Raw genomic sequence first — 15,701 nt, 5'->3', positions numbered from 1 at the left:
TTGAGAGTTATTCCGGGGTGACAATACAGAGTTGTCGGTTGTCTTCTGAAAGTTCGGTGACAATAAGCTGGGCTTCGCTGTCGCTTAAACACTGACGGGTCGCCAACTGTAACGCCTGCCAGGGAGCGGCAACGCCTGCAAACCCGACTACCGTGTCAATATGAATGATTTTGTCAGCCTTAAGGCCAGGAGCATACGTCTCACGGGCCTTGCTGAAGATATCGCCGGAGGCCATCTGGCCGCCGCTGGTCCATGCCCGCTTCAGACTGATTTTATCAAGCCCTGACCACATCATGACGCGTTCAAATGCCAGATTCAGATTGCCATCGCGACACATCTGCGGCCGGTGAACTCTGACTGACACGTCCGGGATATCCTTCAGACGGCAGTTGGTCAGCAGTAACACGGAAATGGCTTCGCCACTGTCCTCTGGCGGGTGTTCGTAAAGCTGAGCGCTAACCACCAGTAACGCAGCAGCACGGTCATAATGGCAGTCCAGCCAGTAGTCGAGGAGTTCCAGCCCTGTCAGGTCGCGGATACGCACCAGCGGATGGGACACGCTTTTTTGCAGGAGCGATGGCAAAGTCGAAAACTGCTCACCGGTATCCACCGTCAGATAGCAGGTCAGCGTCGACGGGAGCAACGACACCAGATTCTGGACGTGGGCGATTACCTCCTGAAAATAATGCGCCTCCCGGTCAGCCATCTCTCCGGTGGCGGCCAGCGCCCGGTGACGAACCGGATTCCCGCCATTAACGGGCTCACAGGGCATCATCAGGGGCTTTTTAGCTAACACAGCCTCGTGCGTCACTGGACTGGCAGACCCCAGCCCGTTAATCAGGACTTCACCGATAAGCCAGGCAAAGCGCTGTCCACGCGCAACGTCTGCGCGGTAGCGTGCGGCAGTCGTGGTATTCTTCACATCACAACGCCCACGCAGTAACGCATAACCAAAATAGCGCCCGACAACCAGCAGGCCCCACAACACGACAGGCAACCCTGTTGCCAGCCCCCAGAAAGCTACACCTGAGCGCTCGCCCTTCCATAACAGGAATGTGGCCGCAACCCCAGCCAGCAGTATAACAATACCCAGAAAAAGCCAGCGTTTGAAACGTGGTCGAGGAGGCAGCTTCTCCTTCGCGGGAATGCGCTCAAGTTCAACCGGCACGTTTACCCCACCAGAGCATTGGGCAGTGAGCTGATAAGCGTGCAGCCACAGCCACACTTGTGCCCGTGGAAAGCCACAGGCACACCGCGATCGCGATAATTTGGGTTACCCTCAACAATAGTGGTATCACCATGCTCAGGGCAGGAAACACGGTCGCCTTTACGGGCCACACCGATATCGCCGAAGAACATGGTTGTTGAGCAGGACAGCACTGCTCCACCGTGAGTGGTTTTGTCACCGAGACGAATAATCCCTTGCATTGTCACACCTATTCTCTATAAATCAGCGCATTACAGCATTAGCATCTGAAGACGGATTAGTTAAAAAAATTCAAGTCCTGACAAGAAATGTAGCCATCAATAACTTTATTTTTATCATTAGTATATTCAATCAAACATCTATCCTCACCGAGATTTAAGAGAGTTATTTTATCCCCCTTAACCAAATATGATTTCATCTTCTCCCCAGTCGATGTCTGAAAATAAGATTTTGAGGATTTAACTTCAAAAGGTGAATTCCCACCTACGACCAAGTTAACTTTTGTAGCATTGGCCTTTTCAAAAGTAGACTTACCATTTAAACTTTTAAAGACATCAAAATCTATTGACGGATTTGGAGTATTATGAATTACCACCCAAGTATCACCCCCATATAGGTCACAAACACCGCTACTATTTTCACAGGAAATTATCTCATATTTCCCATTTTCCAAATCGCTTTTGCTTTTATATAACTTATATACATATTGATTTTTATTCTGAAACAAGATTATTGGTAAGTACTTAACCTTATCACTTATAAAATATGACGTCTTGAGTTTATTATTGCTATCTATGATTTTATTGACAAAGTCATCTCCTTCGCTCCCTGAGACAGATGATTTATTATCAATTTTCTTATCTATTCCACACAAACCCTCTTTGGACACAACTCCATTGTTACCACTTTTAAAATCCGCATAAATGCAGTTAATTTTGAAGTTAATGCCATCCCGTTCAATCACTGAAAACACAGAGTAAGAGTCCAAAGAGTCACTATCATGCACAACAGAGGGTTTTCCTCCAAAATAGTCAAAATAATACGATGTATTCCCTTCATCCTGTTCTTCAAACTTAAGAAACGATCGACCATCATCTGATTTAATTTGCTGCGAGTTTTTATCGTAAGATAAATTAGAACTCGCATCATTGACTGCAAATGCTACACTTGAACTGCAAATAAAGAAGCCAACAATAAATGCACTAGCTTTTTTCATATCAAAATCCTTTAGATGCTGATGAAGTTTGTTCCAGAATTGCTTCAAATCGTTTGGCATATGACGCAATCAGAGGCGCCTGATCCTGACCATTAATGATGTACCGCGCCCCAATATAATTAACCTCGCCAGCATTAATATAGCCATTTAATTTTTTACCACTAAACATGCCTTCCTCCATCCCCCAAATCATAATAGGAACTGCATATTTGAAATCGCCAGCCAAGTCAGGGGAGTCAACAAAATTTACACCAAATTTATCCTGGGCTTTCTTATAATTATTTTTCCATGTTAAATGCACGCAACCACGGCCTCGGTATTTAAAACCGTCACCTTGTGCTGTATTGCCGTTCCTGAACGCTCTTTCTCTTCTTTTTGGTGTGTCAGCTAACACTGGGTCATATTTATTAAAATAGCTCACACCACCTATTTCAGGCTTCTCACTAAAAAACTCAGCAGTTGTATAGTGATAAGTCTCATGCCTGATTGTTGCCAGCATATATGCGAGCTTGTATAAGTTAGGCTTGTACTCCACTGAAGTAGCATAGTAGCTATTCATACTGTTCAAGACCTTACGTAAGTTACTCTTTGATGCAGATGATAACGCAGCGGTTCCTGGAGCAAACGAGGTATGTTCCTTCTCGTATAGAGACATAAACGCGTCCACATTAATTAATTCTGCCGAATCAGATAATGCGTCAATAAAAATTACAGGGTGCATATGCCAGACAGGAGCACCACTGCTGAATCCATCCACCTTGCTCATCCATTCCATGTCGTCAAACCACTGTTTGACATAGCTAACACAGAGGGGATCCATCTGCTTTAGAAATATTTTCCAGCGGTGATGGCTGCTGCCGCCAAACCATTCACTGTCGTGTTTGACCACCATTCGTGCCGCGATATCCCTGACATCCAGTTCCGCGTAATTCACCGCATGACGCAGTTCTTCGCCGGAAAGGTCACCACTGTTATCGCTGTCCATTCAAACTGAGCTCACACTATTTATATAATTAATCGCATCCTCACACTCAATCAATTAAGCAGCCTTGTTACTGACACCCAAGAGAGCTATCTTTATTACACTGAAGCTTACCAGTTAAATCAAAAAGTTTATCCACACCATCCCCTTTACATTTATAAGTATATTCTTTATTGTTTTTTAAATTAGTGACGGTAATTCCCTTGGTGCTATCTCCATCTTCATAATTACTAAAGATAGTATATTTGAAATTATTTTTAGTAAACACCACGTTCATATAATCAGCTTGAAACCTCGAGTAATGATTATATGAAAAATCACTGTAAGATGGAGATGGCGATGAAAATAAAAACACATTCCCGCTGGCATTTTTCATCTCATATACCAACTGAACGGTATCAGACTGCAAGGATAGTTCGCCCTTCGATGTTGAACATGAAAAATAAGTCTCAGCACCAAATGCGAACGAAGACAAGGATAGCAATCCACTTATTAACAAGATACTATTTATTTTTTTCATAATTATCCCTCATTCTTAAATCGTACCCTCTCTGCTTCGGTCCATTATATCTCAAAGCAAAAGCCAGCCAATCATTATTTCTGATTGCCTTCAAAAGCACAGAGTCAGAATTAATAAAATTAACGAAAGCTGCCAACTGATTTTTTTCTGACTTTGAAATCGATCTCACAAACTCTTCTGGTGACGAATAGCCTGCCGCCTTATAATTTGACGCAAGAATTTGAAACTTGCCCCAAGAGGTTGCCATTAGCGCTGAGCGCTTATCAAGGACATACGCTCTCAAAAGCTTTGGATATTGTGCTGAGTTTTTACCATACCCTCCTGCATTTTTATTGGATATGTCTGCTTGAGAGTCATATTTTCCGCCTGTATATTTATGGAAGTGATGCCTTTCAAATAAAATCGCAGGTACATAATCATCATGTTGCTCAAATTTAAAATAGCTACCAGAACTACCTGTCTCAGTATTAGCTACGGCTTTTATTGCAGCAACTTCGCATCTCAATTTATTTGCCGCTAATTCGTAATCTGATTCATCAATAGCCTCGCCATTATAAAAATTAACAAAATCCAACGGCACCAACTCACCATTAATTGGAGTTTTTGGAAGACTAAGGGCTTTGATTGAACTTAAAAACACCACAGGATGCATATGCCAGACAGGCACACCGCTGCGGAATCCGTCCACCTTGCTCATCCATTCCATGTCGTCAAACCACTGTCTGACATAGCTGATACACAGCGGATCCAGCTGCTTTAAAAATGTTTTCCAGCGGTGATGGCTACTGCCACCGAACCACTCACTGTCGTGTTTGACCACCATTCGTGCCGCAATATCCCTGACATCCATCTCGGGGAAATGAACTGCATGACGCAATTCTTCGCCGGACAGATCGCCACTGTTGTCGCTGTCCATTTTCCGCAGCAGGGCTTTGTAGTAGTCAGAGACTTGTTTTTCCTGAATACCACGTTCAGGGCGTACCCACTCCGCAATTTTGGTGAACCCGTCTTTAATCCATCCTTCACTCAGGGATTTCGTCATATCGGATGTGGACGGTTCCTCAAATGTGCTGAAGCCCAGCTTCGTCAAGTCATACTGGTTGATATCTGCATCCACATCGGCTTCATTGAGCCAGGCCCCATCCCCGATATCAAACCAGCGCTTACCGTCTTCGTCTGTGAACGGATGGCATTTGTCCTGCGGCATGATTTTGTGAATATCTTTCTTCACCTTACCTTCAGTTTTGGTGAAGGTATCCCCGGAACGGGCATAGACCGAACTCTCCGGATGAATATGAACGTATTTCGGTCCAGTTTTCACCTGGGCCTTATTACTCAGAAAATCGCTCATCCGGGCGTCGGTGCTGAGCACTTCAACATGTACGAACGTGCTTTTCTCCACTCCCCCCATGCTGTCTGGGGCAATGTCTTCCGCCAGGTAACCTACAGCATCACCGGCTGCAACCTCAAGTTTGGTTGCAGGTTTGGCGACGGCATCAAACGTTCCCTGCGTGACAGCTTGCTGCATCCAGGCTGGCAGGTGTGCCATCTGCTCACCCACAGGTGACACATATTGCGGATCGAGTGACATCCAGAACGCTTTACCGGTCATCTCGGATTTGCTGTTCAGCGCCCGGGCAAGCCCAAACGTCTGCGTTTGTCCTTTCAGGTCGAAGGCGTTCTCACGCAGAACAACGACGCTGTCACCTGTTTTCAGTTTATTCTTCGCTACCGGCGCCTTATCTCCGGCTTTTTCTTTGCCGGTATATTCACGCTGACTCAGCCCGTCGCCCTTCTCTGTGACCTTATACAGCTTGTGTTTTGGGAAAGCCGACAGCGGAGCAAGCCCGATGTACAGAGTGTAAAAGTCGAGGATGTTGGCCTTCTTTTCAGGATCCGGGGTGCAGGTGGATTTGACTAGCACAAAGGTACTGGAATATTGCAGCGGCTTATTCATGTACGTGGACGTCAGGTAATCCTGATTCACACGCCAGGCCACCACTTCGCCACCCGCCATAAACTGAAGCGGCACCGCAGTATCTGCCGTCTCGCTTGTTAGCACGGAACCCGGGGCACTCTTACTGGTGATGTGGATCCCGCCGTGCCACATGTTGTTTGTTCCGGCCAGCCAGGAGCCGTGTGGCTCCTGAAAGAGCGGCTGCATCATGTCATCCGCGGTGGCGTAGTGCTCGCCATTGGCTTTTCGGGCAGGAAAACAGATTTTCATTCCGGTCATCCTTAACGTGAAGGGATATTACGTGTTTTGGGAGGTGTCACGCTGGCATTTGTCTGGCTGAACTTAGGCGGCGTGGTATCCATGCTGCCACCGGCCATCGGCGAGCGGTAATGCGGGGATTTCACCAGGTAATCCCCCAGGGTTTCTTCCACTATGCCGCCGTTGTCCAGCGTGATACTGGAGCCGCCGCCATTAAGTCGCAGTTTAGGCGCACTAATGAGCAGCTCATCTTTGTTACTGCTGATGGTAAACAGCAGCTCTGATGTCATCTCCATTGAGCTCGCCTCTGCGCGGACCTCAACATCCCCCTGATTGGCAATGAGCTTTGCCCCGGACTGATGAGCAAAAAGACCGACAGATTCACTGGCAGCCAGCGTGATGTTCTTCATCGCACCCATATCCAGGTGCTGACCCGCACTCAGGATAGTGTTCTGCTTGCTGGTCATCTGCAGGTGCTCACCCGAGGTGAACGCCACTCCCTGCGGTGCGCTACCCAACAATGCAGCGGACTGGAGGTCTTTCAGGCGGTTTTCCAGCAGGCTGTTTTGGCTTTCCAGGTCACAGGTGAGTGCCTTAGCCTGCTGCGCGAGAAGATTCAGACGGTTCATTTCTGCCGCCGACTGGTTAAGGCGCTCAATGGCCGGTGCCATATCCAGCACTTTGCCCTGCGCCGACGGCTGCGCATCGGCGGTCAGGAACATTCCCCGTCCGGCACGCAGCGCGCCGTACTCATCGGTTCGCAGTTCAAACCCAGTACCGCGGGGTTCACGCTCACTGTCCACGACGTGACCGCCGTTAAGTTGCGTCTTGCCAAACGGCGTCGCGAGCTTGAAATGCTCTTCCTGACGCTTGTCTTCCAGGCGGAATTTATTGTCCCCGGCCGTGCGCCAGATGTTGCGTGTGTGGTTGTCGCGGGTGACGTGGTCAGGGTGTTCGGAATCGTGCTGGGCGTGGGCAATGTACGGACGGTCAGGGTCACCACCGTCGAACATCACCGAAACTTCGGTACTGTCAAGCAGTGGGGAGTGGAAGCCGTAAGTATCCCCGGCATACGGTTTCGCCATGCGCAGCCAGAGGTAGGCATAGCCCTGTTCGGTACTGTTACGGTCAAAGTCGAGCCGGACGCGGTAACGCCCCTGATTGTCGAGGTACGCATAGGTGTCATGCTTCTCATCACTTTCCACCCGGGCAGGCAGGGAGCCGGCCATCACCGGGCGGTTCAGCAGCGCCGGGCGGAAGCAGACCGTTTCACTGTACGGAATACCCGTAAAGCGCAGCTGAAAGCCTTTGTCACGTGCCCCGGAGGTGTGAACCCCGGTGATGACGATGCCGTCCTTGAGCGAATCAGGCAGACCACTGCCCTGTGGCTCCAGAACCTCGCCCGGTGCCAGAACCGGGCTGCTGGCACGTCCCGTGACCGTCTGCTGGTTATTGAGGTAGCGCTCATGACGCAGGCGGGCAAACCAGGCCCCGCCTTCCGGGGTTTCCGTATCCCCTTCACTCAGGAACGGCTCGGCGTAGTGATATACCTCACCAGTGGTCGCCCCGCCTTCCTGGTGAACGGTGACAGAACTGTCCTGTGGGGTCAGTGCATCACGGTAGTTATAATCGCGGGTGGCAACCGAGCCTGTGACCACATGGTCTTTTGGCTGGATGTTCCAGACGCTTTCCTGACCGTTATCACTGGTGCGTGACGGCGGAATTATGGGCAGCTTCACGCCAAACTGATACTGCATCTGGCTGTCCTGGAAAATCACCACATCCTGTTCAATACGGCCATCCATTTCAAAGCGCCAGAAGATGCCCACCTCAGCCAGCAGACGCTGAACAAATTCCAGGTCTGTTTCACGCCACTGGGTAATGAGCTCACGAACCGGGTAGGTCTGTAACAGACGAAATTCGAAGTCCGCTCCTTCCAGCCCGTGACTGCGAAGTATCTGTTCCACCACTTCCGGCACTGACTGATTGAGGTACACCGCACAGCGCTCGGTATGCTGCATGAGCGCAATACGCGGCACCAGTCTCAGGGCATAGGTAATTTCATCCCCCGAGACAGATATACGGCGAAAATCATCCACCACGCCATACACCGTACGCACAGGTACGGCAGGCATACCGTCATAAAGCGGCGTCTGGAAGGTAAAAGAGGCGGGTTTGAGCATTAGCTCACTGCCGGCAATATTCGCCGCACAGGTGACGGTGACATCGTAACGCCATGGCTGGCTCAGGGCTTCACTGGCACGATAGCGCAGGACGTCGAGAAAATGCGGACACTCATGGACGTCCACGCGATAGCGGGACAGTCCCAGGGCTTCATCGATTTTCTTCTGTGCCAGACTGGCAATGCTCTCCATCATCACGCCTCTCCTGTGGTATCCGTGGCATCAAACTCCAGCCCAATCCCTTCTTCGTCATTCCAGCCGAGCGTCAGGGAATGTGGTTTCTGTTTCGCGGCCATGTGGGTCAGCAGTTGCTGGCTCAGCACCGGCAGAATCTGCTGGTTGAGCAGGCTGTCGACATTACGCGCGCCGGTGTCCGGGAGCAGACAGGCGGCGGTCAGTGCGTCATACAGACTTTCGTCAATATGTGTGGTCAGGCCGTAGTGACAATGTAAGCGCTTGCTGACCTGTGACAGCTTCATTTCCACGATGGTACGCATGGCAGGCTCACTCAGAGGACGGTAAATCACGGTCTGGAAACGGGCGAGCAGTGCGGGCTGGAAATGGTCGCGCAGTATCGGGCGCAGCAGCTCCTGCAGGTCGGCTTCGGTGGCCTCCGGCTGCTCGTCCAGCAGCTGCATCAGATGGTCGCTGCCGAGGTTCGAGGTCATCAGGATGACGGTGTTGCGGAAGTCGATTTCACGCCCTTCGCCGTCACGCATAAAGCCGCGGTCGAAGACCTGATAAAACAGGTTCATCACATCACGGTGCGCTTTCTCCACTTCATCGAGCAGGACCACGCTGTACGGGCGCTTGCGCACGGCTTCGGTGAGAATGCCGCCCTGGCCGTAGCCGACGTAGCCCGGAGGTGAACCTTTCAGCTGGGATACGGTGTGCGGCTCCTGATATTCCGACAGGTTGATGGTAATCAGCGATTTTTCGCCGCCGAACATTACATCCGCCAGCGCCAGCGCGGTTTCGGTTTTGCCGACTCCACTCGGGCCAACCAGCAGGAACACGCCCTGCGGGCCGTTCTCGGAGGTAAGGCCAGTTTTCGCCGCGCGCAGACGTTGCGCGATGGCGGTCAGTGCCACATCCTGGCCCACCACGCGTTTGCCGATTTCAGCTTCAAGCGTCAGCAGTTCGGTCTGTTCGTCCTTCATCAGGGAAGAGAGCGGCACGCCCGTCCAGTCGGCAATCACGTTAGCGACGGTGCGGGTATCGACGTCCACCTGCACCAGCGCATCGCTGCTCTGCTCGCGCTCAAGCTGCTGACGCAGCGCAACACTTTCCGCCTGCTGGCTGATGTCCTGACGGCTCGCCATCAGTTGCTGTGCCAGCAGTTTTTCATCAGTGAAGCGGGTTTCCTGCTCTTGCAGGGTATTTTCCAGCGCCGTACGCTGCTGCTCAATAGTGGACAGGCGTTCACCGTGGTGACAGGTACCTGCCGCAATGTCTTCCAGCAGCGCCTGCTCTTCCAGCGCCAGCGCGGTCAGCTGCGCTTTTAGTTTCACCATTGATTCCGGCACGGTATCAAGGCTCATGCGTACGCGGGCAGCGGCCGTATCGAGCAGGTCAACAGCCTTGTCCGGCAGCTGGCGGCCCGTCAGGTAGCGGCGCGACAGGGTGACAGCGGCACGCACCGCATCATCAGTAATATGGACGTTGTGGTGTTCGGCATAACGGGATTTCAGGCCCCTGAGCATCAGGCAGGCGGTGTCGTCGTCCGGCTCGTCCACTTTCACCATCTGGAAGCGACGCTCCAGTGCGGCATCGCGTTCGAAGTACTGCTTATATTCGGACCAGGTCGTTGCCGCGATGGTACGCAGTTCACCACGAGCCAAAGCGGGCTTCAGCAGGTTAGCCGCATCCGCGCCACCCGCCTGATTGCCAGCCCCGATAATAGTGTGGGCTTCGTCTACAAAAAGCAAAATCGGCACTGGTGACTGTTGTACTGCATCAATGACATTTTTCAGGCGCTGTTCGAACTCGCCTTTTACACCTGCACCCGCCTGCAGCAGGCCGAGATCAAGGGTACGCAGAATGACTGGCTTGAGCGATTCAGGCACGTTGCCCTCTGCAATACGCAGCGCCAGACCTTCAACCAGCGCGGTTTTACCGACACCCGGCTCACCGACCAGGATCGGGTTGTTTTTACGACGACGTGAGAGAATGTCCACCATCTGGCGGATTTCGGTATCACGGCCAAACACCGGGTCGATTTTGCCCTCACTGGCTTTGGCGGTGACATCGAGGGTGAATTTATCTAGTGCGTTCTGCAGAGCCGGACTCAGCTCACCTTCTTTCAGCTCTGTACCCACCGGACGACCGACAAACTCCACTTCACCGCCGTGGCTCTGGGCCAGCTCTGCTTCCTGCTGCATTTCCGGGCGTTCGTCGGACTGTGCATCGAGCAGCGGGCGCAGACGCTCCAGCTGGCTCTGACCGAGCGTCAGCAGTGGCCACAGACCATCACAGCGCACCAGGTTCTGCTTTTCCACCAGGGCCATCAACAGGTGCTGGCTTCGGATCTGCGCTTCCCCGTTAAGCGAGGCAATCAGCCAGGCCTCCTGCATCAGGGTCTGAATGGCATCAGACAACTGCGGACGGTGGCGCACCGAGCGCGGCTGCTTGTCCAGCCAGCCCAGCAAATCCTGCCAGATGGCGTCCATGTCCCACTCGTAGCGACGGGCCAGCACGGTCAGGTCACCTTCGCCCTGCTCCAGCAGTTTCAGCAGCCAGTGCTCCGGCAGAATTTCCGCATGGGCGCGGGTCTGACACAGAGAAGCCGCCCCTTCCATCGCGCGGGCGCAGTAAGGATTGAGACGTCGAAGAAGGATTGCCGGGTTTTCCATGTTTGCTTGCTCACTGTTGAGGACCGTTCAGGCACGCTACCGCCCCTGGCCGTTACCGAGGCCCATAAGGTCTGTTTCCGGGATATGATGTTTTTGCTCAACGCCCGCACAGGCAGACGCTCAGCAAAAGCAAAAAGCGGACAGAGAAGCTCTGCCCGCTCGTGACTTACGCGGTGGCGCGTTCGTTCCAGGAATCGGAATGAATGATGTTGCCGTCTTTGTAGGTCCAGGTGATTTTTTCGTAACGCAGCTCGATTTGCTCGAGGTGGTTGTGCTTCTCGAAAGCTGGGTTTTTGATGTCGTGCATCATCGGATTCACTTTAACGACCTTCACGTTTTCCAGTTTGGTGTTGAAATACTCCACTTCCTGGCCCGCGTCGTTGATTTTGTACCACTTGAATTCCGCGGACTTGAGGGTCTGACCGGTGGTCACCGCCTTGTACAGGTACGGGCTGGACGAGTCGATCTCCTTGGTGAACAGGAACGGGGTGTGGATACGGGTCCCGGTCAGCTTGCCAGTGTTGTTGTCGGTCGGGATGTACAGGTTATGCTCCTGAGCAACCACTTCGATGCTGCCATCACGATCCTGAACGTCCACGGACCCTTTAATGTCCGCGCCGCCGTCGTCTTTCAGCCAAAGATAAACAGGAATTGCCATGGAATTACTCTCCATTGTGTTGTGATGCGCCATCATCCTGCGATGACGCTGAGGGTTGGCCCGGTATCTGGCAGGCATTCGCCTGCGGTACCAGACTGATTTCGACACGGCGGTTGAGCGCGCGGCCTTCCGGGGTGTCGTTGGTTGCGATCGGACGGCTTGCGCCATAGCCCTGCACCGCAAAACAGCTTTCCGGCACGTCACCGGTATCACGCATCCAGTCGCGTACCGCAGCGGCACGCTCGAGCGACAGCGTCTGGTTCAGCTGTGCATTTCCGGTGTTATCAGTGTGACCCGCGACCACAATCAGCCAGCCCGGCTTCGCCTTAATACCGACCAGCGAATTGACCAGCATTTTGGTGGAGCCGGTTTTCAGTACCGCTTTACCGGAGTCAAACAGCGACATACTGTCGAGACGAACAATTTTCGGTACCGGCGTTGGCTTCGGTTTTGGCGGTGGCGGAGGAGGCACATACGTATCAATGGCCTGCTGCACCGCCAGCCACAGGCGGTTACCCGGATACAGTCCGAGCCCGTAGCGATGGGGTTCTCCCTGACGTTGCCAGCGCTCCAGCAACAGTGCATCCTGCTGCAGGGCATGCAGGGCCTGCGCTTTCGGGGCATAGTGGTTCATCGGGATAGCCTGCCAGCGCTGAAGGTCGGCGCTGACCGTGCGGATAAGCGACTGGTTATGCCGCACAGACAGGGCAATGGCACCCAGGGCGCATAACAGCAGAATCATCACCACCCAACGCCCGGTTTTGCCACCCTGCAACGGGGTGGTATAAGGAGCCAGCAGAGGAAGTACCGCATCGGCAAAATGCCAGCGCGGTTCACAGGCAGTGACATGGCCGGCAGGGGCAATGCGGGTCTGGCGGAACAATAACTGTGGCCACAGCGCGGCTGTCGAGGTGGATACCGACCCGAGACGCAGGGTGACAGCAAATGGTCGTAAGGCCGGACACAACCTGTCCGCTTTGCCCAGTTCATCCAGCATCACGGCATGAAGCAGCGATGTCGCCTGGGTCAGGTATGGCTGAATTAGAGCCGTCTGCGGGGACTGCTGCCATTCGCTGAGGGTGACAGCAGGTTCATCTTCAGGACACACCAGGGCCGTATTTCCCCGTACCACTATCCAGGGCGTTTCCGGACCGCTGAATTCGGTGTTCAACACCACCGGCGCGCTATAGCCGGTCAGGTCCCGTAACTGCTTCATCTGAAGACGCAGCGTTTTCAGGGAGGCGCGCAACAACGCCTCATCGTCATGCTGGTCCGGCAGACAGCGGTACATCACTGTGAGCTGGCCTGCCATCGTCGGCGTACGGGCCAGCAGACGCTCTGCAAAAGGCGTGAGTCCGGTCAGTTCCGCTATCTGCAGATACCAACCCTGCGCCGTGCCCCGGCACGGGCCTCCCGCGAACATGGCATCATCCACATCACCGCAGACCAGTACCACCGGTCCGGTATGGCTTTCCGGTGGGAAGTGACCGGCGTCATCGGTCTGCTGTGCAGGTCGTTTTTGACGGTAACTCCGACGGATAAAGATAGCGGAAAGCAGCAGTGCGAGTAGTGTCAGGACCGATTTGCCTGAGACGGGCCATGTGAGAAATCCCCATGCCAGCCACATTACGGCGGCCAGGCAGACCAGCACCGGAAACGCAGCCCGGGCAAGTGTTCGTCCATGCATCAGGGCTGCTCCGGCAGTTGCTGGTGCAGCAGATCCAGCAACCACAGATGACCACCCAGCCACACGGCACCGGTCAGGATCACCGCCAGTACAATCCAGAACCAGACGGACCGCAGCAGGTTGTAACGACGTCGTCCGGTCTTCTGCACCACCAGTGAGGTACCCGCCTCAAGCGACGGCACACGCTCATTCAGGGCAGCGATCACCCCATCACGCTGAGACTGCCCGACACCAGAGAGACTGTATTGCCCCTGGAATCCCAGCGCCAGCACCCGCTGGTAGCAGGTCAGCACCGCAGGCTCCGGCGCAGGCTGACGCAGCACCTCTGCAATACGATCGTACAAGGCACCGCCTGCTCTCAGGGAGCCGAAGTAAACCGCCTGCAGTGGCGCAGAACGCCAGGCGCGTTGCCCGGCATCCAGAGTCATATTCAGCGCATCGGGTGCACTGTCGCCGGACACAACCGCTTGCGCATTTGCCGCTTGCTGACCCTCCGGCTTACGGTTCATGACGGTTTCGTCCAGCAGGGCACACTGGGCATAGGTGATGTGATCAATACTTTCAGCCCCCAGCCCTGCGCGTTCCAGCGCCTCGCGTACGCTTTCCACCTGCGCTTTACAGGCCGTATACAGTGCAGGGCCGTCCGTCACCTTCCCACCATGGCGCAGCTGCGCCACGGTAAGCCAGGTCTGTGCCATCAGGGCATCAATGTCGATAACCTTATTCATGAGCGCAGCACCGCAAAGAGTTCAAGCTCCAGCTCGCCGAGCAGAGACGGCACGTAGAAGACGCACACACCCTGATCGAGCATTTCGCGGGCCGCCGGACTTTCCATATCCAGCACGAAGTACTGGTTTTCCAGACGCACCGGCAGGGCTGCCGGGACACGACTCAGGGCAATCAGACCAATTCCCTCGACGGCCACACCGGACACTTCACCGACATTGGCTGGCGCACCGGCAATACACATCTCTGCAAACCGTTCGGCAATCTGCCACGCCGGCTGGTTGGCACGCACGGAAAGGTAGAAATCCGCTTCATCACGCAGACGGATATCATGCAGTACCGCTTTCCAGGTTTCAGGATCCAGACGATCCATTTTGACCGCTACCACACGTGACGGCAGGCTGGCTTCCAGTAGCTCACTGATGAGATCAAACAGCGGCGGGAAGGTGTTTTCCGGTGCCCGGTGGTCATACCCCGGAATGGCATCCAGATCGTGCTCCAGTGAAAAGGTCAGCATGCTGCCGGCCAGACGCGCCAGTTCCGCCCAGACCTGCTCAGGATGACGGTCCGGGAAACGCTCAAACTCGGAGAGCACACGGGCATGGGAGTTCAGGGCATTCAGCAGCCAGAACAGCGAGACATCTGCCACCGCAAAATCCGCCATCCGGTCGTTACTTTCACGACGCATGGCCATCAGGCGCTGGCGGCGGGAACGCAGCTGACGGTTCAGCAGTGCCAGACGCTCACAAAGAGCCCGGTTTGCGGAAAACAGGGCCATCGGCGGGATAAAGTCCGGATCCAGACGCCAGCCCCCCTGCCCGTCCCGCAGAAGTCGGGCGACCGCACAGGTATCCCAGGCACTGTTGTCTTCATGGTCAAAGCGGAACGCCAGGTTAAAGCGGGCCACGGCCATCGACTCTTCATCCTGGGCGAAGCGGTCAGTGATGGTCTCCCAGGCCTCTGCATAGCGCAACGGACGTTCTGCCGGCTGCGTATCGGTCTGGACATTGACGATCCCCGCCTGCATGACCGGCAGCGCAACATAAACAGTGACCGGGGCATTGCCGGCGGAGGCAGACACCTCAACCTCGCGAGGCGCAGGGGGCAGATCGCTGTGACGGGTATCTATCAGCGTGTCATCCGGGAGCCACAGGCGCAGTGACTGCGCCTGTACACGTCCTGATGCCAGCATGGCCTCATCCAGTTCAACATGACCGACGCCCCAGGGGAAGGCACTGCCGCGTGCGGCAACACCGGCGCGGGAGAGTGCCTCCCACTCAGACTGCTGCTGGAACTGCTGAGGGGACAGAAGAGCCCCTTCATTCCATAACGGACGATGAATTTTCATCCCTGCTCTCCCTCGCCTCAGGATTTGGCCTTCGGCATCTGGGAAACCAGTGACAGGTTGACGTCCATGCCTTCCACCTGGAAGTGCGGGATGGCGTACAACTTCAC

The 15,701-nt window shown here is 54.0% G+C and carries 13 protein-coding genes; all 13 read right to left on the bottom strand.

Translation table 11 applies throughout. The features are described 5' to 3' along the window. Positions 1 to 7: 7 nt before the first annotated feature. Entirely contained in the window at positions 8 to 1,168 is a 1,161-nt protein-coding gene (locus QMN38_RS00065) for a hypothetical protein (RefSeq protein WP_323604135.1), read from the bottom strand. 2 nt (positions 1,169 to 1,170) lie between these two features. Then, the gene (locus QMN38_RS00060; RefSeq protein WP_071704081.1) at positions 1,171 to 1,428 is read right to left on the bottom strand and encodes a PAAR domain-containing protein; all 258 of its coding nucleotides are present in this window, start codon (positions 1,426 to 1,428) and stop codon (positions 1,171 to 1,173) included. A gap of 56 nt (positions 1,429 to 1,484) precedes the next feature. After that, entirely contained in the window at positions 1,485 to 2,423 is a 939-nt protein-coding gene (locus QMN38_RS00055; RefSeq protein WP_323604134.1) for a hypothetical protein, read from the bottom strand. A gap of 1 nt (position 2,424) precedes the next feature. Further along, complete coding sequence (locus QMN38_RS00050) at positions 2,425 to 3,408, bottom strand: hypothetical protein (RefSeq protein ID WP_323604133.1); 984 nt, start codon at positions 3,406 to 3,408, stop codon at positions 2,425 to 2,427. 67 nt (positions 3,409 to 3,475) lie between these two features. Further along, positions 3,476 to 3,925 (bottom strand): hypothetical protein, encoded by a 450-nt coding sequence (locus QMN38_RS00045; RefSeq protein WP_323604132.1) that lies wholly within the window; start codon positions 3,923 to 3,925, stop codon positions 3,476 to 3,478. Beyond that, on the bottom strand, positions 3,909 to 6,152 hold the full coding sequence (locus QMN38_RS00040; protein ID WP_323604131.1) for an N-acetylmuramidase family protein: 2,244 nt from the start codon (positions 6,150 to 6,152) through the stop codon (positions 3,909 to 3,911). The genes QMN38_RS00045 and QMN38_RS00040 overlap by 17 nt, the downstream gene beginning before the upstream one ends. Positions 6,153 to 6,163: 11 nt before the next feature. Beyond that, positions 6,164 to 8,518: a type VI secretion system Vgr family protein gene (locus QMN38_RS00035; RefSeq protein WP_323604130.1), complete on the bottom strand. Its 2,355-nt coding sequence runs from the start codon at positions 8,516 to 8,518 to the stop codon at positions 6,164 to 6,166. Next, positions 8,518 to 11,175 carry a type VI secretion system ATPase TssH gene (gene tssH / locus QMN38_RS00030; RefSeq protein ID WP_323604129.1) on the bottom strand — a complete coding sequence of 886 codons (2,658 nt, stop codon included), beginning with the start codon at positions 11,173 to 11,175 and terminating at the stop codon, positions 8,518 to 8,520. The genes QMN38_RS00035 and tssH overlap by 1 nt, the downstream gene beginning before the upstream one ends. A 166-nt stretch (positions 11,176 to 11,341) precedes the next feature. Next, a complete protein-coding gene (hcp, locus tag QMN38_RS00025; RefSeq protein WP_323604568.1) occupies positions 11,342 to 11,833 on the bottom strand; it encodes a type VI secretion system effector Hcp in 492 nt (163 codons plus the stop codon). A 4-nt stretch (positions 11,834 to 11,837) separates the two neighbouring features. After that, positions 11,838 to 13,520 (bottom strand): OmpA family protein, encoded by a 1,683-nt coding sequence (locus QMN38_RS00020; RefSeq protein WP_323604128.1) that lies wholly within the window; start codon positions 13,518 to 13,520, stop codon positions 11,838 to 11,840. After that, entirely contained in the window at positions 13,520 to 14,248 is a 729-nt protein-coding gene (gene tssL, locus QMN38_RS00015) for a type VI secretion system protein TssL, short form (protein ID WP_323604127.1), read from the bottom strand. Before tssL ends, QMN38_RS00020 begins: the two co-directional genes overlap by 1 nt. Next, positions 14,245 to 15,594 carry a type VI secretion system baseplate subunit TssK gene (gene tssK, locus QMN38_RS00010; RefSeq protein ID WP_323604126.1) on the bottom strand — a complete coding sequence of 450 codons (1,350 nt, stop codon included), beginning with the start codon at positions 15,592 to 15,594 and terminating at the stop codon, positions 14,245 to 14,247. Before tssK ends, tssL begins: the two co-directional genes overlap by 4 nt. Positions 15,595 to 15,611: 17 nt before the next feature. Further along, positions 15,612 to 15,701: hypothetical protein (locus tag QMN38_RS00005; RefSeq protein WP_323604567.1), on the bottom strand; the 90-nt coding region annotated here is incomplete at its 5' end.

It is taken from the genome of Citrobacter sp. R-1.5.2 (genome assembly GCF_035064245.1).
GTDB lineage: Bacteria > Pseudomonadota > Gammaproteobacteria > Enterobacterales > Enterobacteriaceae > Citrobacter.
The sequence above is the reverse complement of the archived record's forward strand: the minus strand, read 5'-3'. Positions and strand labels throughout refer to the sequence as shown.